This is a genomic window from Paraburkholderia sediminicola, assembly GCF_902859805.1.
In the GTDB taxonomy this organism is placed as follows: Bacteria; Pseudomonadota; Gammaproteobacteria; order Burkholderiales; family Burkholderiaceae; genus Paraburkholderia; species Paraburkholderia sediminicola.
On record NZ_CADIKC010000001.1, the window covers coordinates 1,726,387 to 1,747,884 of the forward strand.

General features: G+C 62.4%; 25 protein-coding genes. 8 read left to right on the forward strand and 17 right to left on the reverse strand.

What is annotated here, in order from left to right:
• The first annotated feature begins 144 nt into the window (after positions 1-144).
• The gene (locus R8871_RS07635) at positions 145-882 is read left to right on the forward strand and encodes a metallophosphoesterase (RefSeq protein ID WP_175049754.1); all 738 of its coding nucleotides are present in this window, start codon (positions 145-147) and stop codon (positions 880-882) included.
• 21 nt (positions 883-903) lie between these two features.
• On the opposite strand, the gene R8871_RS07640 is transcribed toward R8871_RS07635, so the two are convergent.
• Positions 904-1,605 (reverse strand): RES family NAD+ phosphorylase, encoded by a 702-nt coding sequence (locus tag R8871_RS07640; protein ID WP_175049755.1) that lies wholly within the window; start codon positions 1,603-1,605, stop codon positions 904-906.
• Positions 1,602-2,039, reverse strand: coding sequence for an MbcA/ParS/Xre antitoxin family protein (locus R8871_RS07645; RefSeq protein WP_175049756.1), 438 nt, complete (start codon positions 2,037-2,039; stop codon positions 1,602-1,604). Before R8871_RS07645 ends, R8871_RS07640 begins: the two co-directional genes overlap by 4 nt.
• A 112-nt stretch (positions 2,040-2,151) precedes the next feature.
• On the opposite strand from R8871_RS07645, the gene R8871_RS07650 reads away from it, so the two are divergent.
• The gene (locus R8871_RS07650) at positions 2,152-2,760 is read left to right on the forward strand and encodes a hypothetical protein (protein WP_175049757.1); all 609 of its coding nucleotides are present in this window, start codon (positions 2,152-2,154) and stop codon (positions 2,758-2,760) included.
• A gap of 13 nt (positions 2,761-2,773) precedes the next feature.
• On the opposite strand, the gene R8871_RS07655 is transcribed toward R8871_RS07650, so the two are convergent.
• The gene (locus R8871_RS07655; RefSeq protein ID WP_175049758.1) at positions 2,774-3,697 is read right to left on the reverse strand and encodes an HTH-type transcriptional regulator ArgP; all 924 of its coding nucleotides are present in this window, start codon (positions 3,695-3,697) and stop codon (positions 2,774-2,776) included.
• Positions 3,698-3,786: 89 nt separating this feature from the next.
• A complete protein-coding gene (locus R8871_RS07660) occupies positions 3,787-4,638 on the reverse strand; it encodes a LysR family transcriptional regulator (protein ID WP_175050033.1) in 852 nt (283 codons plus the stop codon).
• 100 nt (positions 4,639-4,738) lie between these two features.
• Between R8871_RS07660 and R8871_RS07665 the strand changes: the two genes are divergently transcribed.
• Entirely contained in the window at positions 4,739-5,122 is a 384-nt protein-coding gene (locus R8871_RS07665; RefSeq protein WP_175049759.1) for a tautomerase family protein, read from the forward strand.
• Between the two features lie 133 nt (positions 5,123-5,255).
• On the forward strand, positions 5,256-6,092 hold the full coding sequence (locus tag R8871_RS07670; protein ID WP_175049760.1) for a TOBE domain-containing protein: 837 nt from the start codon (positions 5,256-5,258) through the stop codon (positions 6,090-6,092).
• Positions 6,093-6,112: 20 nt separating this feature from the next.
• On the opposite strand, the gene R8871_RS07675 is transcribed toward R8871_RS07670, so the two are convergent.
• The 4 genes from R8871_RS07675 to R8871_RS07690 all read right to left on the reverse strand — a co-directional run bounded on the left by R8871_RS07675 (position 6,113) and on the right by R8871_RS07690 (position 9,159).
• A complete protein-coding gene (locus R8871_RS07675) occupies positions 6,113-6,814 on the reverse strand; it encodes a sulfate/molybdate ABC transporter ATP-binding protein (RefSeq protein ID WP_175049761.1) in 702 nt (233 codons plus the stop codon).
• A 1-nt stretch (position 6,815) separates the two neighbouring features.
• Positions 6,816-7,490: a molybdate ABC transporter permease subunit gene (gene modB / locus R8871_RS07680; protein WP_175049762.1), complete on the reverse strand. Its 675-nt coding sequence runs from the start codon at positions 7,488-7,490 to the stop codon at positions 6,816-6,818.
• Positions 7,491-7,508: 18 nt separating this feature from the next.
• Positions 7,509-8,282, reverse strand: coding sequence for a molybdate ABC transporter substrate-binding protein (modA, locus tag R8871_RS07685; RefSeq protein ID WP_175049763.1), 774 nt, complete (start codon positions 8,280-8,282; stop codon positions 7,509-7,511).
• Between the two features lie 175 nt (positions 8,283-8,457).
• Positions 8,458-9,159: a phosphatase PAP2 family protein gene (locus R8871_RS07690; protein WP_175049764.1), complete on the reverse strand. Its 702-nt coding sequence runs from the start codon at positions 9,157-9,159 to the stop codon at positions 8,458-8,460.
• Positions 9,160-9,516: 357 nt separating this feature from the next.
• Here R8871_RS07690 and R8871_RS07695 point away from each other — a divergent pair, with 357 nt between their 5' ends.
• Both R8871_RS07695 and R8871_RS07700 read left to right on the forward strand, forming a co-directional pair.
• Positions 9,517-10,713 (forward strand): extracellular catalytic domain type 1 short-chain-length polyhydroxyalkanoate depolymerase, encoded by a 1,197-nt coding sequence (locus R8871_RS07695; RefSeq protein WP_175049765.1) that lies wholly within the window; start codon positions 9,517-9,519, stop codon positions 10,711-10,713.
• A gap of 107 nt (positions 10,714-10,820) precedes the next feature.
• Complete coding sequence (locus R8871_RS07700; protein WP_175049766.1) at positions 10,821-10,997, forward strand: DUF3563 family protein; 177 nt, start codon at positions 10,821-10,823, stop codon at positions 10,995-10,997.
• Positions 10,998-11,312: 315 nt separating this feature from the next.
• Here R8871_RS07700 and R8871_RS07705 read toward each other — a convergent pair whose 3' ends face one another.
• From R8871_RS07705 to R8871_RS07730, 6 genes are all read right to left on the reverse strand, one after another.
• A complete protein-coding gene (locus tag R8871_RS07705; protein ID WP_175049767.1) occupies positions 11,313-12,812 on the reverse strand; it encodes a cryptochrome/photolyase family protein in 1,500 nt (499 codons plus the stop codon).
• Between the two features lie 303 nt (positions 12,813-13,115).
• A complete protein-coding gene (locus R8871_RS07710; RefSeq protein WP_054034819.1) occupies positions 13,116-13,535 on the reverse strand; it encodes an organic hydroperoxide resistance protein in 420 nt (139 codons plus the stop codon).
• Positions 13,536-13,707: 172 nt separating this feature from the next.
• Positions 13,708-14,160 carry a MarR family winged helix-turn-helix transcriptional regulator gene (locus R8871_RS07715; protein ID WP_175049768.1) on the reverse strand — a complete coding sequence of 151 codons (453 nt, stop codon included), beginning with the start codon at positions 14,158-14,160 and terminating at the stop codon, positions 13,708-13,710.
• 132 nt (positions 14,161-14,292) lie between these two features.
• On the reverse strand, positions 14,293-15,099 hold the full coding sequence (locus R8871_RS07720; RefSeq protein WP_175049769.1) for a BPSS1780 family membrane protein: 807 nt from the start codon (positions 15,097-15,099) through the stop codon (positions 14,293-14,295).
• Complete coding sequence (locus tag R8871_RS07725) at positions 15,090-16,085, reverse strand: homoserine kinase (RefSeq protein WP_175049770.1); 996 nt, start codon at positions 16,083-16,085, stop codon at positions 15,090-15,092. The genes R8871_RS07720 and R8871_RS07725 overlap by 10 nt, the downstream gene beginning before the upstream one ends.
• Positions 16,086-16,379: 294 nt before the next feature.
• Entirely contained in the window at positions 16,380-16,775 is a 396-nt protein-coding gene (locus R8871_RS07730) for a hypothetical protein (RefSeq protein ID WP_175049771.1), read from the reverse strand.
• 200 nt (positions 16,776-16,975) lie between these two features.
• On the opposite strand from R8871_RS07730, the gene R8871_RS07735 reads away from it, so the two are divergent.
• The gene (locus R8871_RS07735; protein WP_054034928.1) at positions 16,976-18,502 is read left to right on the forward strand and encodes an AMP nucleosidase; all 1,527 of its coding nucleotides are present in this window, start codon (positions 16,976-16,978) and stop codon (positions 18,500-18,502) included.
• 61 nt (positions 18,503-18,563) lie between these two features.
• Here R8871_RS07735 and R8871_RS07740 read toward each other — a convergent pair whose 3' ends face one another.
• Together R8871_RS07740 and R8871_RS07745 are read right to left on the reverse strand one after the other, a co-directional pair.
• Entirely contained in the window at positions 18,564-19,094 is a 531-nt protein-coding gene (locus R8871_RS07740; RefSeq protein WP_175049772.1) for a chromate transporter, read from the reverse strand.
• Positions 19,091-19,660, reverse strand: a complete 570-nt coding sequence (locus tag R8871_RS07745) for a chromate transporter (protein ID WP_175049773.1) — start codon at positions 19,658-19,660, stop codon at positions 19,091-19,093. Before R8871_RS07745 ends, R8871_RS07740 begins: the two co-directional genes overlap by 4 nt.
• A gap of 97 nt (positions 19,661-19,757) precedes the next feature.
• Between R8871_RS07745 and R8871_RS07750 the strand changes: the two genes are divergently transcribed.
• Positions 19,758-20,675 carry a transcriptional regulator GcvA gene (locus R8871_RS07750; RefSeq protein WP_175049774.1) on the forward strand — a complete coding sequence of 306 codons (918 nt, stop codon included), beginning with the start codon at positions 19,758-19,760 and terminating at the stop codon, positions 20,673-20,675.
• A gap of 79 nt (positions 20,676-20,754) precedes the next feature.
• On the opposite strand, the gene R8871_RS07755 is transcribed toward R8871_RS07750, so the two are convergent.
• Positions 20,755-21,498 carry an LOG family protein gene (locus R8871_RS07755; RefSeq protein WP_054034825.1) on the reverse strand — a complete coding sequence of 248 codons (744 nt, stop codon included), beginning with the start codon at positions 21,496-21,498 and terminating at the stop codon, positions 20,755-20,757.

The window sequence follows — 21,498 nt, forward strand, 5'->3', positions numbered from 1 at the left end:
TGCGCGGACGGCGCGTTTTCCGGTAAGTCCTGCCGGAGACGCGCCGTTTTTGCGTCGTTTCCACGTCATTCGAGCGATGCGGGACGTCAGGATAAGATGGGCAACGCGCATACGCACTTGCGGATGCCGCACTATCATGAGCGAATGGATTCCGTACTCGTCAACTCCGTTCAGCATCATCCGGCCAATCAGAGCGGCCGCGACTTTGTCGTCGGCGATTTGCATGGCTGTGTCGATGCGTTGCGCTATCTGCTGCGCGACATCGCGTTCGATCCGGCGCGTGACCGGCTCTTTTCGGTCGGCGATCTGGTAGACCGTGGTGAACATTCCGAGGAGGCTTTGGCTCTCCTCGACAAGCCGTGGTTTCACGCGGTGCTCGGCAATCATGAAGACACCTTGTGCGCTGTCGCCGATGGGCGCGTGCGGCGCCAGTGGTGGTATGGAATTGGCGGGATATGGGCGGCGAGTTTGTCTGACGAACGTTTGCAGCAGTACGCCGAAAGACTGCGGCCACTGCCGCTCGTGCGCGTGGTCGGCAGCGGTAAGGAGCGCTTCAATATTCTGCATGCCGAATTCTTCGGCACGGACGCCGAACTCGACGCCGGGAATTTTTCCGCGGAAACGCGCCAGCAATTGTTGTGGGGGCGGGATCTGGCCTTGGGCAATGGCGATCCGCAGCGGCAGCATGGGCTTTCACTGACCTATTGCGGTCATACGCCGATGCGTGACATCCAGCAGATCGGCTCGCAGATTTTCATCGACACCGGCGCATTCGGGCCCGGTGGCAAGCTGACCATCGTCGAGCCGCAGGCGTTGCGACGCTGGTCGATCTCGGTTGAGGCGGCGCGGGAGAGCGGGGCGGCGGCGTTGGCGCTGCCCTGATCGTTTGGACTCTCCTGGCTCTTAGCCCACCTGATTGAGCTCGAACACGATATCGATGCTCGTGCCATTCCAGTTGTATTCCAGATACGCCGCGTGATGACAGTCGCGTAGCAGCGTGGTTCTGAACGCGGCGAGACACTCGCCTTCCTCATCCCGCACCGATGGATACACGATGCCTGGCGCGCCGCCCTCGCGCACGGCACGGCCGAGCGATTGTCCGGCGACATAGTCGTTGGGCGACAGCACCGCGAGATCGAGCGATGCGTCGCCGCGGATATCGACCACGTTGCCTTGCGCCACGACGGTGTAGAGCCGCATCTGCTGCCGCATGGGTGGCTCGGCGGTCGCTTCCAGAAATTTCCCGGTGTGATAGCGCGTCTCCGCGATCGCAGTGGCACGCGAACGGGCGCAATAGAACACGCCGTATGTGCCATCAGAGAAGCGGCTGCCGAGCGGATTCAGGTGTGTCAACGCGGCCATGATCGGCCCATAGCCCGGACCGAAACGGCGCTCCTCGCGCGGCACGAGATCGAGTTCGCCGACTTCGGTGCGCAGGCGGTCGTTGGTCATCGCTTCGAGCGCGTAGAGAGCGTCGAAATCTTCGGGCGATGCAACCCGATCGAACAGATTGACGGCCGGAAAGCGCGTTGGAATCACGCGATACGCGGGCGACCAGTCGAGCGGCGCGCTGCGCCAGCGGTGCTGCCAATGCGGTTCTGTCACGCCCAGCCGCCTCGCATCGCGTCAAGATACTGGCGCACGGCCACGAGATCGCTGATATTGCCGGCCAGCATGCGGTCCAACGCGCGGCGGCCGCCGAACGGCGGCGCGCTGTTGGGGCGCTTGATCCAGGTGTCGGCGGCGCCAGGCTGTGGCAGCAGGATTTGCAGCGCCTTATAGATACCAAGCAGCAGCGACAGGCGTTCCAGCGTGTCGCGCCCGACACGCGCGGTTCCCGGCGCGGATTTCCATTTGAAGTAGGTGGAACGGCCCGGCGAGCCGAGCAACACGATCTGCTCCTCGGCGCTCAAATCCCAGTCTCGCGCGATGTTGAAGAACGCGCGCAGGCCTGCCGCCGACATTTCCGTAAGCGTGGGTTCCGAAACCGGCCGGCGGATGGGCGGTTCGGGCTGGGTAATGCGGGCGGCGTGAGCCATGATGGGGTGAGTCCTTATTTGTACTTGTTGTTGATATTAGTCTAAAAATGGATTTTTGCAAGAGAATATAATCCCGGCTCGTTATGAAGTCGAAGATCAGGAGAAGCAGGAGATGTGGGTTCGAGCAGTAGCAACGGCAGTTGCAGTGTGGTGTGTGTCCGGGGCGGCAATGGCCGCTGGTTATGCGGAAGTGTGGAATCCGCCCGAATCGGCCGGACATACGGCGAAGCACGCAAAGAAAACGACGGGTGCCGCCAAGATCAAGTCTACCGCCGGCGCAAAGGCTGGTTCGAAGCAGGCGGCGAAGGGTCAGCATGGGACGCAACGGGTTGCGTCTGCGTCGAAGAGTGGTGCCAGGCCGGCGGCGCACGGCAGCGTGAAGAAGGTCGCCGCGAGGAATGCTGGCCACAGTGGCGCGGTGAAGGGCGCGGGCAAACCCAAGTCGAAGGCAGCGGTGGTGGCGCAGGGCAAGAAGCCGCACGCAAAACTCGCTCAAGCGAAACCGGCTCAAGGCCGGATCATGCACGCCGACCTGGTTCAAGGCCATGCGGCGCATGGCAAGGTGGTCAATGTGGCGGCGAAAACCAGTGCGGCCAAACCGGCCGTGGTTCACACGAACGCGCCTGCCAAGGCTGCAAACGTAGCGGCGAGTCCCGCGGCGCCCGCGCCCGCTAATCCGGCGACTGCCAGCAGCGGTTCGTTGCCACCGATCCTCCACTGACCTTCTGTTCCATTCAGGCGGCGCGTTTGCGTTTGGCCTTGGCGCCCGGCGGACCCAAGGCGGTGCGGCCGAGTTCGACGATGCGCGCCGAGAGCTTTTCGAGGCGCGGCGACTGGACCTTCCAGGCGTGCCAGTACAACTCGACGTCGGTGGGTTGCTTCGGCGCAAGGTCAACCAGTTCGCCGCGCTCGACGGCATCGCCGAATTCCAGTTCGGGCACCATGCCATAAGCGAGGCCGCGCTGGATCGCCATGTAGCGCGGCACCGGCGCGGGCACGTAGTGGCACGGATAAGCTTCCGGCGGCAGGCCGAAGCGCGTCTCGAGAAAGCGCGCCTGCAGCGCGTCTTTGCGTGAGGACAGGATGACCGGCGCGCGCCGCGCGCTTTCACGCGTCAAGCCATTTGGAAACCATCTCTCGACGAACGCTGCTGATGCCACCAGCCGGTAGCGCATCGCGCCAAGCCGTTCCGCGAAGCAACCGCGCATCGGCGCCGGTTCGGTGGTGATACAGCCGATTGCGAGGCCTGAGGCGAGCAGTGCGTGGGTGTGGTCCTGGTCGTCGACGGTCAGATCGAGCAGCACGTTTTCCTGCAACAGGATTTCGGAGAGCGCGGGGAAAAACCATGTGGACAGCGTATCTGCGTTGACGGCGGCGGCGACGTTCAGCAGCGCTTCGTTGGCGCCTGCGAGATCGCCGGCGAAGTCGTCTTCGAGGAGGGCGGCGCGCCGTAGATATTGCAACAGACGCTGGCCCATCTGCGTCGCGCGACATGGACGCGTGCGCACGATCAGCGGATTGCCCAGGCGCGTTTCGAGCGCCCGCACACGCTGCGATACTGCGGACGACGTGATGTTCAGGCGCACGGCTGCCTGCTCGAAGCTGCCGGTTTCGATGACCGCGCGGACGGCGGCGGTTTGTCGGGGGTCGAGGTCCACTGTTCTGTTTTTAAGTGAAATGGTTAACTTTCCAGCTTAAGCCATAGCCGGCGAACTTTATTCATGGTTTAGGGCGAGAAGTCGTTTTGTCATTGCGTTGCCAACCCATTCGTCACCAACCGCAACGTCTCCATCGACCGCGTATCCCTCACGCGCGAATGCAGGGTCACGCGTGATTCCGGCAGCGGCGGCAAGCCCAGCCGTGCACCGACATCGATCAAGCCACGCGGCGCCACTCTGCGCGCCAGCGGCGACACCGCAAGACCAGCCGCGACCGCGGCGCCGACGGCAGCCACTCCGCCACCGACGAACACTTCCTGCCATGCAATCCCTGCCTCATTCAGCGTGTGCAGCGCGACGTCGCGCACATTGCACGGCGGACTCAGCAGCGCCAGCCCCAACGGCTCGCCGACGCGCGGCAGCCATTCCGGCGTGGCGAGCCAGCCGAGCGGCTCGCTGAACAGCACTTGTGCGTCGTCGCGCGGCGGCTCATCGGCGCCGTAGCGAATGATCACTGCGTCGAGGCGCCGTTCATCGAATTGAGCGAGCAGCGCCGCAGACATGCCCAGATGCAATTCGACCACCAGACCCGAATCATGCGCGTTGAGCCGCGCGAGCAACTGCGGCAAGTTCGTTCCGGCGACGTGCTCGCTCAGCCCCAGCGTGAGCCGCCGACGCTCCACGGACAACGAACCCAGCGCCCGCTCATGTGCACCCAGCAGATCGCGGGCCGCGCCAAGGAACGCATTGCCATCCGCGGAAAGGCGCACGACACGCGGCGTACGCTCCAATAACTGCTTGCCGAGATGCGCCTCCAGCCGTTTCAGCTTCAGGCTGACGGCCGATTGCGTGGTATCGAGCGCGTCCGCAGCCCGTGTGAAGCTGCGCAGATCGGCGACCAGCACGAAAGCGCGCACCGCATCGAGATCGAGGACTTTCATTTCAGTTGGATATGGATGAAATAGCCAAAGATGGCTGTTCATTATGACTGAGTCCGCCTAAGCTGTGTTTACCCAATCACTGCAACCAAGGAGTTTCATCATGCCGCTTACACGAATCGCATTGCGCGCCGGCAAGTCAGAGGAATACCGGAAGGCGCTGACGGAGAGCATCCAGCGTTCGCTGGTGGAGACGTGCAATGTGCCGAAAGACGACATCTTTATGCTGATCACCGAGCACGATGCCGGCAATTTTGTGTACGACAAGCAGTATCTGAACATCGAACGCAGCGACGATCTCGTGGTGATTCAGATCACGTTCAACAACACGCGTACGCTCGAACAGAAGAAGGCGCTGTATAAGCGCATGGCGGATGAACTGGCGGAGTCGCCGGGGCTGCGACGAGAGGATGTGTTCATCAATCTCGTCGAGGTGCTGAAGGAGAACTGGTCGTTCGGTAATGGGATCGCGCAGTACGCGCTTTGAGTGACTGACGAACTCAAGTGGCCTGCGCGTAACTGAGGCGGGTGGGAATGGATGCGCGAGGCAGCCAGACAGGCAGCGATGCGTCGCTATAATGGTTCGCTGTCCTTTCCTAACCCACCGACACGCTGCCGCCATGACATCCGACCGCATCGATCCATCCCACGAAGCCCTCGAACTCGGCGGCTCCGTCTGGTTTAAAGCAGGCGCGCAAACGCTCGGCGGCGCGTCGCGGATCGCGCTGCTCGCGGCGATCGGCGAGACCGGTTCGATCACCAGCGCGGCGAAAGCCATTGGCATGAGCTACAAAGGTGCGTGGGACGCCGTCGACACAATGAACAACCTCGCCGGTGAGCCGCTCGTCGTGCGCTCGACCGGCGGCAAAGGCGGTGGCGGCACGATACTCACGCCACGCGCTGTGAAGCTGATCGATACGTTTCGGGCGGTTGAACGCGAGCATCGGCGTTTTCTCGAACGCGCGGGTGCGGCGATCGAAGGCTTTGCCACGGATTGGGACCTGATCGGCCGCATCGGCGTGAAAACGAGCGCGCGCAATCAGCTTTATGGCACGGTGTCGGCCATCACGCGTGGGACGGTCAACGATGAAGTGTCGCTGGCGCTGCCAGGCGACCATACGATCGTCGCCGTAGTCACGCATGAAAGTACCGAGACGTTGGGCCTCGCTGTGGGGGCGGCGGCGTTTGCGTTGATCAAGGCGTCGTGGGTGGTGCTGTTTGTCGAAGACGAAGCCGGTGCGCCGCTGAAGCTCTCTGCGCGCAATCAGTTGCGCGGCACCGTGCAGAGCGTGAAGCGCGGGGCGGTCAATGCGGAGGTGTCGCTGCTATTGGACGGCGGCGCGGTGATTACCGCGGTCGTCACGAATCAAAGCGTCGATACGCTCGGACTTGTGGAAGGCGGGATCGCGGTCGCGGTATTCAAGGCGTCGAGCGTGATTCTCGGCGTGAAGGATTGAATGAGCCAGGAGCGCTGACGTTATGGCACGCTGCGCTCGTACCCAGCAAACGGATGGTTTTCACGCACACAACCATCGCTGACCTGCACGACCTGATCGCCAAACGCGGCGACATCGTCGGGATCGTGCGTGATCAACACCATCGGAATGTCGAGCCGCGTTTGCAGGTCCGACAACTCGCTCCGCATACGCTGACGCAGCGCGCTATCGAGTGCGGAAAACGGTTCGTCCAGCAATAGCAGGCGAGGCTCAGCGACGAGCGCCCGCGCCAGCGCCACGCGCTGCTTCTGTCCACCCGAAAGCTGTGCCGGATGATTTCCCGCCACACTCTTCAACTCGAGCGCATCGAGCCAGTAATCGACTTGCGGGTGCGAGATTCGCGCGCGCGGATTGAGCCAACCCTGCTGCAAACCGAAGCCGATGTTTTGCCGCACGTTCAGATGCGGAAACAGCGCGTAGTCCTGAAACAGATACGCGATCTTGCGTGCCTGCGGTTTCTGATCGATGTTGCGCGCGCTGTCGAACAACGCGTTGCCGTGCAGCGTGATCGTCCCTTCGTCGGGACGCAGCAAGCCGGCGATGGCCTGCAGCGTCAAACTCTTCCCCGCGCCGGACGGCCCGAACAGCACGACGCGCTGCGTGGTCGCCTTGAACGCGACGTCGAGCGTGAAATGGCGCTCGGCGCTCTCGAAAGTCTTGCGGATGTCGACGGTAAGCAACATATCAGCGGGACGTCAAAAGCGTGTGCTGCGGCACCAGACGGCCCGCCAGCAACAGGATCACGACACACGTCGCCGAAGTCACGAGCACGAGAAAATTGGCGGTGCTGTCGTCGCCGGCCTGCACGGCTGAATAGACCGCAACCGAAAGCGTCTGCGTGCGTCCCGGCAAATTGCCCGCGATCATCAGCGTTGCGCCGAATTCGCCGAGCGCCCGCGCAAACGCCAGCAGACCGCCGGCGAGAATGCCGCGGGCGGCGAGCGGCAGTGTCACGCGAAAGAAGACCGCCGTTTCGCTGACGCCGAGCGTGCGCGCGGCTCGCTCGAGTTGCGGATCGACGGATTCGAAGGCGGCGCGCGCCGACTTCAGCACGAGCGGAAACGCCACCACCGTCGACGCGATCACCGCACCCTGCCAGGTGAACACCAACTGGATATCGAGCTTGTCGAGCCACCCGCCGATCACGCCGCGCCGTCCGAGCAGGACCAGCAGGTAGTAGCCGAGCACGGTGGGCGGCAAAACGAGGGGCAGCATGAGCAGCGAATCGATCACATCGCGCGCGCCCGAGCGCCAGCGCGACAAACCGAAACCGGCCGCGACGCCGAACACCAGATTGAGCGCGGTGGCCCAGCCCGCCACTTTCAGTGACAGCAGGAGCGGAATCCAGGCCTGTTGCATGTGCGTGCGGTACCCAGGTTAATGCGCGGGCTTGAAGCCGTATTTCGCGAGCACGGCCTGGCCGGCCGGCGAGAGCACAAAGTTAATGAAGGCCTGCGCGTCGGCCGCATGACGGCTGCCTTCGACCTGCGCGATCGGATAGGTAATCGGCGTTTGCGTCGGCACATTCATCGCGACCTTGACCTTGTCCGGCATGACAGCGGCATCGGTGCTGAACACGAAGCCGGCGTCAACTTCACCGCGCGACACATAGTCCAGGCTCTGGCGTACGTTCGATGCCAGCACGGCTTTCGCGCTGACTGCGTCCCACACGCCTGCGGCTTGTAGCGCGCCCTGCGTATAGCGGCCGACCGGCACCGAAGCCGGATCGCCATAAGCCACGCGCTTCACATTCGCCGACGTCAGCTCGTTCAGCGAGGCCGGCGCGAAATGGCTGTCGGTCGGCACGATCAGCACCAGCGAATTGGCGGCAAAGTCCTTACGCGTAGCCGGAACGATCACTTTTTCCGCCGCGGCCTTGTCCATCGCTTTCTGATCCGCCGAGGCGAACACGTCGGCGGGCGCTCCCTTGACGATTTGCTGCATCAGCACGTCGGACGCGCCGAAGTTCAACAGCACCTTGGTGCCCGGATGCTGCTGTTCGAAGACCTCGCTCACTGCTTTGAACGCGTTGGTGAGACTGGCGGCGGCGGAGACCACCAGTTCGTCGGCACGTGCGTTGGCGCTGACGGCAACGGAGATGGCGCTGGCGATGAACAGCGCGTGTTTCACAAGGCGGCGGGACAGTGTCATGAAGGCTGGATGTCCGGCGGAGGCCGGAGCGGCGGGTTAAAACGCTATCGTAATATATGAAAGGTTATAGCGGTACCCATGACGATTATTCAGTTGCACGCATAAAGCGGCCCGCGAGCTGCGCATCGGCAGGCGTGGGCTTCAGTTGCGGAACAGGAAATCGATTGAACGTGCTTCAGACGTCTGGCGAGTTCGGTGGCGTCAGCGTGTTGAGCGTCTGCGACAGCGGCGCCGTGGCGGGACGTACGTCGCGCACGGCTCGCCACTTGGCGCGGATAAACGGCCGGTCATGGCCGGACACCTTCAGCGCGATATGCGTGACCCAGCGTTGCGTTGGCACATGCACACCGTGCATCAATAGCGCGAGGATCATGAGACTCGCGGCGACGGGCGCCGCCGACAGCCGGCCCGGCTCGGCATGCCACGCCATGCGCACGAAGAACAGCGCCGCCAGCGCGCCGACCAGGCAGCCGGTTACGGCTTCAGACGGTGAGTGAGCGCTCAGTACGACGCGCGACAAACCGACCGCAATGCCCGCGGCTAGGCCCAATAAGACGCCGAGCAGACGAATCCCCGGACGCGCCGGCAGCAACATCAGGAACAACGCGACCGGATAGACGGCGGTAGACAGCATGGCGTGCCCGCTGACGCCAGTGAAATCCAGTTCGCGCACGCCGACGCCCCAGCCGAGGAAGGCCAGCTTGGTCACGGTCACAACGCCGATGGCCGCGCCAAGCAGCAGCAACCAGCCAGCCGCCATGCGCCACGTGTAGCCGACCGCCAGCCAAAGTGCGATGGCGAACGCAAGCGGCAGCGTCATGCCGGCGGCGCCGAGGCTGGTGATCGAGTACCACAGATGGGCAGGTAAATCGGGCATGGCAAAGACGCGACCAAGGTCGCGTAGAATCGGGTTGGTAATGGTTTAACGCGCGAACGGCGCGAATCGCCGACGCAGCAAAGGTGCCTACCGACAATATTTACCCCGCCAGTATAGACGGGTGCTGCGGGCGGGATTCGCCACGCATCAGGCTTTTTGTGGCGGGCGTTGGCTAGCGAACAAGCTTTGCCATGGTTTGACGTTGGTGCTGCTGCAAGGTTCGCCGGGCGGAAAATTCGGTACCCGGCAGAGGCTTAGGCCGCCAGCATCGCATGAGGATTGGTGTTATTGTGCATTGCACAACAAAGCGTCGTTCGATCGAACGGCACCTGTCTCTTTTTGCGAGGTTACCCACCGATGGCAAAAAGTCTGTCGAAAATCTGGCTGCGCGGTCTTAAGCGGCTGCTCGCGATTCAAACCGAGCACGCTCACGCAACGACCAAGCGCGCCCCCACGCGGCCGGCACGCGCCGCCACCACCAAACCTTCGGCCAAGGCCCGCCCGGCCAAGCCGGTGGCCGCGTTGCGCGCATCCGCAAAACGCGAGGCGCCGCGCGCCGCTCCACGGGAATCACGGGTTCGCCCGCGCGCTTCGGCATGGGCGAGCGGTTCATGGACGCGCTCGTTCCATTCGGCGCCTACCGCGCCTGGGCGGCTCGTCAACCACCTTCAGTACGGGCTTTACATCCCGTCCGGCCACGCGCACGAGGCGATGCCGCTGGTCGTGATGCTGCACGGCTGCACCCAGTCGATTGACGAATTCGCCGAAGGCACGCGGATGAACGTGCTCGCCGACCGGTTCGGCTTTGCCGTCGTTTATCCGGAACAGTCGAAGCATGTGCATTCGCATCGCTGCTGGCATTGGTACGACGCCAGCGACAGCGCCGGCGGTGCCGAGGCGCGCGCGGTCGTCTCGCTGGTGGATTCACTGGTGGCCCAGCATGGTTTCGATAGCGAGCGTGTCTATGTCGCTGGGATCTCCGCTGGGGCCGGCTTGACGGCGCTTCTGGCCGCCAACTATCCGGACCGTTTTGCGGCGGTCGCACTGCATTCCGGCCCCGCTTTCGGCGAGGCTCGCTCCGGCATTACGGCGATGGATGTGATGCGGCGCGGCGCGCGTCGCGAGCCTGCCGAGCTGGTCGACGAACTCGTTAACGTGGCTGAATACCCCGGAATGCCGGCCATCATTCTCCACGGCGACACCGACCATGTGGTCGCGCCGGTCAACGCGGACCAGTTGGCGGTGCAGTTTCTCCGTCTGAACCGGATCGTCGACGAGAAAGGCACGCGCAAATCCGGCGAAGTGAAGGAAGAGCGCAAAGGTGGCGTCGTGATGCGCGACTATCTGCGCGGCGGCCGGCGCGTGGTGCGGCTGTGCCGTGTCCAGGGGCTCGCGCACGCCTGGAGTGGCGGCGACGACGCCGTACCTTTCCATTCCGCCAAAGGTCCGGACGCAAGCGCCATGGTGTGGGAATTCTTTAGGCACCAACGCCGCACGGGCACCGGCCGTATCGCGGAAAGCACCGCCACAGAGGCTTCGGCAGGCGCGCGGTGACATTGGAGCAACACTTCGAAATGAGTATTGGCGTGTTCCTAGGGTTTTCCCTATAATGCGGGTTATCCCTTAGGCGTTAACGCCTAAATTCATTGTCGAGGTTGACCATGTACCTGCTTAGCCGCCTGTTTCTGTTCCTGACCAAATCGCCCGATCAACTCGCGAAAGAACGCGCTGACGCTTTCCTCGCAGAGGCAACCGATCTTTACGATCTGGAATTCCGTATGCGCAAGCTGGACCGCGAGGCGACCGCCCGTCATCCGGCGTGGATGAGCCAGCACTAAGCTGCTCGAGTTTGAAGCATCGGCGCGTAGCGAAACGCCGATGTTTGGGGCAAGCCGCCCAAGCTGTTATGAGCTATTGGAAGGGCTCAAACACGCTTAAACGGCCAGATTCAATTGCCACAGTGCGTTGATTCAACACCGCGGTAAAAGCCACCAAGGCAACCAGGGCTCGAGCAGTTTGCCAGCCCAGCGGTCCCGTTGCCAGAACGCAAGCGGCAGTGCGGCGTTCAGCACTAGCGCGCGAGCTGCGGCCGCAAACGGCGCATCCCTCAGTCTTCGCCAGACGCTTCTGATCAAATCAATGTGAGCGGGCGCTTACTTGCCGAAACGGGCAAGCGTACGCTGCCGCGCGTCGGCATGGTCGACGATCGGGGCGGGATAATCCTTGCCCAATACCACACCACATTCTGCGAGCCGATCCGCACCTGCCAACCATGGCGCGTGAATCCATTTGGCCGGTAGTTTCGCGAGCTGGGGCAGGTAGCGTTTGATAAAGCGCCCTTCGGCATCGAATTTTTCGGATTGCGTGATCGGGTTGAAGATCCGGAAATACGGTTGCGCGTCGCATCCCGTCGATGCCGCCCATTGCCAGCCGCCGTTATTCGCCGAGAAATCGAAGTCGTTCAGTTGTTCGGCGAAGTAGCGCTCGCCGCGTCGCCAGTCGACACCCAGATCCTTCACCAGAAAACTCGCTGTCACCATTCGCAGGCGGTTGTGCATGTAGCCCGTGCGGTTCAGTTGCAGCATCGCCGCATCGACCAGCGGATAGCCCGTGCGGCCGTCGCACCATGCGGCGAACGCCTCGTCCGCTTCGGGGCCTTGCTCCCAGCGCAGTCGGTCGTACTCTTCCTTGAACGACGCACCGTCCGCCAGCCTCGGATGATGCGAGAGAATCATGAAGTAAAAATCCCGCCAGATCAGCTCAGACAACCACGTGGCCGAACCTTGCCCGTCCGGTTGCAGCGACATCTCGTGCGCGAGCCGCGCGAGCGTGCGGATCGAGACAGTGCCGAAGCGCAGATGCATCGACAGGTAGCTCGGGCCTTTGACTGCGGGAAAGTCGCGCCGGTCCTGATAACTGTCGATGCGGGTCATGAAGTCGTCGAGCAGGCGTTGCGCGCCGCTCATGCCGGTGGGCAAGTTCAGCTCTGCAAGATTGCTCGGTGCGAAGCCGAGTTGATCGAGCGCCGGCAACTGGCGGTCCAGCCTGGGCGGCAGTGCTGGCAGATGCTTTGCGTAGGCTTCCACCGGATACGGTTTCAGATCGAAGGCTGTCAGCTGCCTGAGCCATGCATTCTTATAGGGAGTGAACACCGTGAACGGTTTGTTCTGGCCTGTCAGCACCTCGTCGCGCTCGAAAATCACCTGATCTTTAAACGTCAGCCATTGGCGTCCGGCCTCGACAAGCCGTTCGTGCACCGTCTCGTCACGCCCGATCGCGACCGGCTCGTAATCGTGATTTGTGAAGATTGCATCCACGCTGAGTTCATCAGCGAGTCTGGGCACGAGATCGACCGGATCGCCGTACAGCACGATGAGGCCGCCACCTTTGGCGCGCAACGCCTCGTCTAACTCCCCCAATGCAGCAAGAATGAACTCGACGCGGCGGTCGTGCGGTTGCGTATCGGGATGGCGAGTTTGCCAGGCGTCGCTCAGCGGTTGAAGGATCGTCGTGTCGAATACGAACGCGCACCAGACGCGCTCGCAATGCTTGAGCGCGTAGTAGAGCGCGGCGTTGTCCGTGCTGCGCAGGTCGCGGCGAAACCAGACCAGACCGGTATCGAAGGTGTCGTTCAGGCGCCGGAGGCGTGTCATGGGTAACGTGGGTCGGGTAAAGGGCTGCGCGGCGAGACATCGACCGGCGCAATGATTAGCTGCCAGGCGACGATATTACTGAACTGCGCGCTTACTAACGAAGTAATCGGCGAAGTCGCGTGACGGCAGGTGATCAGTCGGATCGGTGCACGCACATTGCGTGCCGCGTCCGCGAATGCCTATTGCGCCGCAAAATGGCACAACGCCCGCGCCTGGTTTGCAGGGTGCGGGCGTTATTCATGACGGCGTGGTTGTGCCGCGCTCGTCAACGATTCATTGGCAATCCATTCAAGCCGCTTGAGCTTAAGCGACTTGCAGGCGCACCGCGACGTTGTTGCGCGTAGCGTTCGAATACGGGCAGACCTGATGTGCTGCGTCGACCAATTCCTTGGCTGCGTCTGCAGCGAGGCCCGGCAACGAGACGCGCAGATCGATGTCGAGCGCGAAGCCGCCGTTGTCGTTCGGGCCGATCCCCACTTCCGCCGTGACTTGCGTGTCAGCCGGCAAAGCCTGCTTGCGCTGGCCAGCGATGAACTTCATCGCGCTCAGGAAACACGCCGAGTAGCCGGCCGCAAAGAGTTGTTCCGGGTTGGTGCCCGCTGCGCCCGTGCCGCCCAGTTCACGCGGTGCCGCCAGCTTCACGTCCAACGCATTGTCCGACGATACTGCACGGCCGTCACGGCCACCGGTACTGGTTGCGCTTGCTTTGTAGAGGATGTTCATTGTGTTGCTCCTAAATCTCGGTTGTCAGGGTGGTTTGCATGCTTGCCGCTGCTTGGCCGCCTTTCTGGCGGAGCGCTATCGAAGCGGCATGTGATAAAGATAGTACACAAATCATTTGTGTGCAAATGAATTTTTGCATCACCGCGATAGCGTGCCTTTTGAAACAGGCTGCCTAGTGGTCCATGTAATCGTTGAGCGTAGTGCGCAGGCGCGTCAGATCGTCGCGCAGACGGAGCAGGAATTCGGGTGTCTGCTGGGTCGCGCAGAAGATTTCCGCCGGCACTTCGCGTGCCTGACGCTTCAGCGCGGTGCCCGCTTTGGTGAGCCGGATATAGACGAGCCGCTCATCTTCGACGCCGCGTACCCGTTCCAGGTAGCCCTGCGCCTCGAGGCGTTTGAGCAGCGGCGTGACCGTGGCCGAGTCGAGATTCAGGCGCGCGGCCATGTCTTTCACCGTGACGTCGTCGGTTTCCCACAGCACGAGCATCGTCAGATATTGCGGGTACGTCAGGCCGAGCTTGTCGAGCAGCGGTTTGTACGCCTTCGTCATCGCAAGCGAGGTCGAATAGAGGGCGAAGCAGAGTTGCTCGTCGAGCGTGAAGGGCAAAGCGGGGCGCTGGGTCATGATGCATCTCGCGAAAAAAAGAGCGTGCAAATCGATTGCGCGCAAACTATTGTGCCGCAAGTCGAGGCGAGATGCCGAACGCGGATGGTGATTTGACGAAGCGCGCGGCCCTGACGGCAGCCTGGCCGGCGCTCAAGCCGCCGGCGTGGTGGGCAGATCCGGTGCTTCGGGCGTTTGCACGCCGAAGCAGCCGCGATAGGTCGCGTAGAACGAGCAATACAGCATGGTCGTGACGATCATCGTGGCCGGCATCAGGATCGCGAACGCGAAGTCGCCCGCGCCCAGCGCCTGCATCAGCGCGGACAAGCCGAACGAGACGGTGGTAGCTACGGCGAACCACAATGCACCGAACACGATGAACGCGCCGCGATTGCGCCAGCAACTGACGACGCTGAAGAACATCGCCTTCACGGGAGGCACGTCATGCCAAGCGATAAGAACCGGCGAGAACCAGAAAATCATCGCGACGGGAATGTAGAAGGCGAACGCGGCGATCACGGCTAGCGGAATATTGCTGTTGGCGATCGCGTCCTGATCCATCGTAGCCATGCCGAGCATGACCTTCAGCAGCATGCCGCCGTCGGCGAGCGCCGAGCCGGCCAGCACCAGCGCCATCGCGACGACATACAGCACGCCCAGCACCAGCAGACGTTTGGCGACCGCGGGGCCGTACGAGTGAAAGCCATCCACCAGAATGGTCGGGAACACCGGCTTGCCCGCGATGGTGTTGCGGCACGCCGCCATGAAACCGACGGCGACACCCGGAATGAAGACCAGCGGCAGCACGCCGCCGACAACCGGAATCTGCGCCGCCAGTGTCATGACCAGCAGATAGGTGAAGAACAGCGTCAGAAACGCGAGCGGGTTCTTGCGGAACAGCCAGATACCCTGCCGGAACCAGACATAGCCGGTTTTCGCGGGGACTTCGATCAGTTGCATGAGGTATGAATGCCTGGAAGAGCAACGCCGGACAGGCGTTCGCGCAGAATGCGCTCGAAATGACCGGGGTCGTGCGGTTTGAGTAGCTCGGCCGCGCGCGGCAAATGAAAATCATACAGGCGCGAGACCCAGAAGCGGTAAGCGCCGGCACGGAGCATATCGCCCCAATGGCGATTTTCTTCGACGGTGAACGGGCGCACGGTCTGGTAGGCGCGCAGCATGGCTTCGGTGCGTGCTTCGTCGAGCTTGCCCGTAGCGAGGTCGACGCACCAGTCGTTGACCGTTACCGCGACATCGAACAGCCATTTGTCGCAGCCGGCGAAATAGAAGTCGAAGAAGCCGCCGAGGCGCACCTCGTGGCCGGTGTCCGGTGCGGCATGCGCGAACAGCGCGTTGTCGCGGAACAGGTCGGCGTGGCAGGGGCCTTCGGGCAATGCGGCGTAATCCGCCGAGGCGAAGAATGCTTCCTGGTGCGCCAGTTCGGACGACAGCAAGTCGCGCTGCGCCCCCTCGAGAAACGGCAGGATGGTCGGCACGGTTTCCCGCCACCACGGCAGGCTGCGCAGATTCGGCTGATAGCGCGCGTAGTCGCGCCCCGCCAGATGCATGCGCGCGAGCATGTGCCCGACCTCGACGCAGTGCTCGATTTGCGGCGCCAACTCCGGCGCGCCTTCGAGCTTGGTCACGATAGCGGCGGGCTTGCCGTGCAAGGTGCCGAACAGCGCGCCGTCTTCGCGCGGCATGGGATCCGGCACCGGCACGCGGTGCGCGGCCAGATGCTGCATCAGATCGAGATAGAACGGCAGTTGTTCGGCCGTCAGCTTTTCGAAAATCGTGAGGACGTATTCACCGCGCGTCGTCGTCAGAAAGAAGTTGCTGTTCTCAATACCGGACGGAATGCCGCGAAACTCGACGACTTCGCCGAGATCGTAGTGACGCATCCATTCTGCTAGTTGGGGTTCGGTGACAGCGGTGAATACAGCCATGCGGGAAACGTCGGATCAGGTTAGTCGGGCTGGCGCTAGGCGACAGTGCGAGATGTGGCAAATGCGTTGCAGAGAGCGCGGTCAAGGTCACGCGGTCAGGTTCAATCAGGCAGCGAATCTTGCCTGCCAATCCTGGCCACCCGCAGGGTCGCCAGGCGCTGTGACAATTCAACGCGGTTTCGCCATGCTGCAGGCGGTGCTGAAAATCGGCAAGCAGGCTAAAAGCCCGAGGCGACACCCGCGGGCCGCACAGCTTTGGGAGCGGCTCATGTCACGCCGCCGCCCCGGCAGCCATCAATAAGTCAGATTCACCGACGGCAAACGCGTGCTCGCGCGGCCGTTGTCGCGCACGGTAGGCGACGTGTCGAGCGGTGCGCTCATCTGATAGCGCGTGCCGAGATTCGAATGCACGTTGATTTCAACGGGCTTGCCTTTGTCGCGGTATTCGGTGATTTCGGTGCCGTTAGCGCTGCGTTCGTAGAAACTCGGCGTGCGCGGGACGTTGATTTCGACCTTCGAGCTGACCTCGGCGGCCGGACGATTGATCTTCTCCAGATCAGGCAGACCGGCCCGTTCATTGGCGGACTGGGGCGCGCCGGGGGTCGGAGTGTCATCGACAGGCTGGGCAGCCATCGCCGCGTTGCCAAAGGCGAGGGCCAGTGCAACGGCGACGGGAAGGAACGGCTTCATGGTGATTCTCCAATATGGTGCCCCGATTCTAGCAAATCCAGCTTGGCCTACGGGCGCGATCGCCTTATTTTGCGCCGCTTTCGCGCGACGTGCGCGCAATCTTGCGGCCGCTGTTGCGGCAGTTGTGGTAGGCGCGGCGAGGTCATTTGGCGATCGCGGGTTCCGTGGTAATGTCATCTCATCAATAGGGGCGAATGAAGATGAACAACGATACCAATCAACGCGCGGTGCAGACTCCCGCCAACAGCTTCCCAACCGAATCCTTTGACGACGCGGCCGAGGCCGTCACGCGTCTGTCGGCGATCTACGAAGCGAACACCTCGTTCCTGCGCGACGCCTTCGCACGCTATCGCCGCAACGAACTGTTCGAGCGCCGGGTGCGCGCCTGCTACCCGTTCGTCAGAGTGCGCACCGAAGTCAACACGCATATCGACTCGCGCCGCTCGTACGGTTTCGTCGCGGGCCCAGGTGTGTTCGAAACCACCGTCACGCGGCCCGATCTGTTCGGCAACTACTATCGCGAGCAATTGCGCCTGCTGGCGAAGAACCATCACGTGAAGATCGAAGTCGGTGTGTCCGACCAGCCGATTCCGATCCACTTCGCGTTCGCCGAAGGCATCCATCTCGAGGGCGATCTGGATCGCGAGCGGCTGTTCCTGATGCGCGACGTGTTCGATACGCCTGACCTCGCGCTGCTCGACGACCGAATCGTCAACGGCACATACGAGCCGCTGCCGGGCGAGCCGCATCCGCTCGCGCTGTTCACGGCGGCGCGGGTGGATTTCTCGCTACATCGGCTGAAGCACTACACGGCGACCTCGCCCACGCATTGCCAGAACTACGTGCTGTACACGAACTACCAGTTCTATATCGACGAATTCGTCAAACTCGGCCGCACGATGATGGCCCATACCGACGACGAAGAACTGCGCGCCTATCGCAGCGAATACACGTCGTTCGTCGAACCGGGCGACGTGATCACGTACAACGAGAATCTCGGCGAGCAGGCGCAGGAAGGCACGGCGCCGCCGCGTTTGCCGCAGATGCCCGCGTATCACCTGAAGCGCGCCGACGGCAGCGGGATCACGATGGTCAACATCGGTGTCGGGCCGTCGAACGCGAAGACGATCACGGATCACATTGCCGTGCTGCGTCCGCATGCGTGGATCATGCTCGGTCACTGCGCGGGTCTGCGCAATACGCAGCGTTTGGGCGACTACGTGCTGGCACACGGCTATGTGCGCGAAGATCACGTACTCGACGACGATTTGCCGCTGTGGGTGCCGATTCCCGCACTTGCCGAAGTGCAGGTGGCGTTGGAGCGGGCGGTCGCGCAGGTTACGCAACTGGACGGCGTCGAGTTGAAGCGCGTGATGCGCACGGGCACCGTGGCGAGTGTCGATAACCGCAACTGGGAACTGCGCGATCACCGTGAGCCGGTGCAGCGGCTGTCGCAAAGCCGTGCGGTCGCGCTCGATATGGAAAGTGCGACGATTGCGGCCAACGGGTTCCGTTTCCGCGTGCCTTACGGCACCTTGCTATGTGTATCGGACAAGCCTTTGCATGGCGAATTGAAATTGCCCGGTATGGCGGATCAGTTCTATCGTGCGCAAGTCGATCAGCATTTGCAGATCGGCGTGAAAGCGATGGAGTTGTTGCGTATGAATGGCCTGCATCGTTTGCATAGCCGCAAGTTGCGGAGTTTCGCGGAAGTGGCGTTTCAATAAGCGCCATTCGATAAGGCGCGGTAAGGCGAGGGCGGGCGTCTGCTCCTCTCGCCTTGGCGCCTTAAAACTGCCCAAACCCCGTCAACCCGATCAAACTCCCGGCCGCCAGCAACCACAGCGGATGAATGCGCGTCTTCAACGCCAGCACAGCGGTAAATGCACAGATTGCCCATGCAATAGCTGTCGGGTTCGACGCTTCGGCGATCAGGGACGCGCTCGCCGCGACGATGCCGGCCGTCACCGGCACCAGTCCCATTTGCGCGTAACGCCGCCACGGACGGTCTTTGAACCGGTCCCACGCATGCAGCGCAAGAATTGTCACGAGCGAAGAGGGTCCGAACTTCGCGATTGAAGTCACCAGCATTCCCGCCCAACCCGCCACGTGCCAACCAACCAGCGTCACGATCATCAGATTCGGCCCCGGCGCGGCTTGCGCGAGCGCGAACAGCGCGCTGAATTCGCTGGCCGGCATCCAGTGATGCACATCCACCACCTGTCTCTGCATCTCCGGAAGAATCGTGTTGCCGCCACCGAACGCCAGCAGCGAAAGCTGACTGAAAATGATGGCAAGAGAAATGAGCGTGTCGTTCATCGTGCAGCCCTCGACGCGATGTAGATGCTGAGTGGCGTGAGCACCAGCATCGTCGGCAGAAGCGGCAGGCGCATGATGGCGATCGCGATGAAGCCGAGCGCCGCGATAAGCGCGGCCATCGGTTTATCCCGCAACGGCAGAAGGATTTTCACGGCCATCGAGATCAGCAGACCGGACGCTGCCGCAGCGAGACCGGCAAACAGATGGCGAACGTGTGGGTCGTTTTGCGTATGTTCGTACAGCACGCCAAGGCCGATCACCACCAGCGAAGGCCCCGCGATCAAGCCGAGCAAACCTGCCAGCGCACCCGGCACGCCGCGAAAGCGCATCCCGATCGCCACGGAAAGATTGATCACATTGCCGCCCGGCAGGAATTGGCACAGGCCCAGCAAGTCGGTGAATTCCGCGCCGGTCAGCCAGCGCCGTTGCTCGACCACGATGCGCCGCGCCAGCGGCAGTGCGCCGCCGAACGAGATCAGCCCGAGTCCGAGAAAGCCGCCAAAGATTTCCCGCAATGTGGGCTTGGGCGCCCCGTCGGCCGTGGCTGAGGTGAGTTCGTGATCCATTTCGCTAAGCTTCCAGTTCAAGCTCTGGAGGTTAGCGCCGAACCGGCTCTGGGCAAAACGATTTTTGAGCGCGCCTTTGTGATCTAGAATCACAAGCATGGCTCGCAATCTTCCTCCTTTTCCGGCGCTCCGTGCCTTCGAAGCTGCCGCGCGGCATGAAAGTTTCACCGCTGCGGCGAACGAATTGCATGTGACGCACGGTGCAATTAGCCGGCAAGTCGCGGCTTTTGAAACCTGGCTCGGCGTGCAGGTGTTTCATCGCCGCGGCAAGCGCGTACGCCTGACCGACGACGGCCGCCGCTATCTGGGCACCGTCCAGGCCGCGTTCGACAGCATCGCGCTCGCTACGGATCAACTGCGCGATACGGGCGTCGTTCACGTTTTGAAGGTGAATGCGCTGCCGACATTCGCAATGAAGTGGCTGCTGCCGCGGCTTCATCAGTTCCAGCGGAAGGTGCCGAATGTGGAGTTGCGGCTATCGACTTCAAACGCACCGGTCGAAACGCTGGACGGCTTCGACGTCGCCGTGCGGCGCGGGCCGGCGCATTGGCCGAACTGCGTGAGCGGCCATTTTCTGGGCGAGAGCGAGATCCCGGTGTGCAGTCCCGCGCTCCTGCAACGCTCGCCGATCAAGGTCGCTGACGATCTCGCGAAACACGTGCTGCTGCATTCGGACACGCGGCCCGATGCGTGGAGCAACTGGTTATCGGCGGCAGGTGTCACGGCGACATGCCGGAAGAAGCAGTCGTTCGATCACTTCTATCTGGCCTTGCAGGCCGCGGTGGATGGGCTCGGCGTGGCGCTCGGCCCGTTGCCTTTATTGGCGGATGAGCTGGCATCAGGACGGCTCGTCGTGCCGTTGGCCGGTCCGCGTATCGATGCACGCGGCTATTGGTGGGTGGCGAGGCGGGAGGTCGCGCAGGCGCCGCTGGTGGCGCAGTTCTGCGAATGGCTGCAAGCGCAGGGCGATCAAACCGATGTAGCGGAAGCGAGCGACCTGGAGGCCACTCGCTAGAACCCGCGTGCGTTGCTCTGCTCAATACGCCTTGAACATCAGCAAGCTGACTTCGCGCACGAGGCGCGAAGCTGCTGCATCACAGATAAAACATCCGGTCTTCATCCGACTTGGCCGGATGCGGTTCGGCTTCTTCACGGTCTTCGTAGAACTTCAGCACCGCTTCGAGCACCTGGTCCGGATCGTCGATCACCTGCATCAAGTCCATATCCGTCGGATTGATCAGGCCCATCGGCGTGAGCGAGTTCTTGAACCACGCAAGCAGGCCTTCCCAGAACTCGCCGCCCACCAGAATGATCGGCACGTGGCGCGACTTCTTGGTTTGAATCAGCGTGAGGACTTCGGCGAGTTCGTCCAGCGTGCCGAAACCGCCCGGCATGACGATCACCGCATCCGAGTTCTTCACGAACGTAACTTTGCGCGTGAAGAAATGGCGGAAGCGCAGCGAGATGTCCTGCCATTGATTGCCCGATTGCTCGTGCGGCAGTTCGATGTTCAGGCCGACCGAAGGGGCTTTGCCCGCATGGGCGCCCTTGTTGGCCGCCTCCATGATGCCGGGGCCGCCGCCCGAGATAACCGCGAAGCCGGCGTCCGACAGCTTGCGCGCGATTTGCGTGGCGAGTTTGTAATACGGCGAGTTCGGTTTCAGGCGTGCTGAACCATAGATGCTGACAGCCGGACGAATCTCCGAGAGGTACTCGGTCGCCTCGATAAACTCTGCCATAATCGTGAACATCTGCCACGATGCGCGGGCCTTCTTAGCCGTAGCGCGCTCTTGATCTGCGAGTGATCGCAGACTCGGAATCACTTTTCTCTTAGTCAT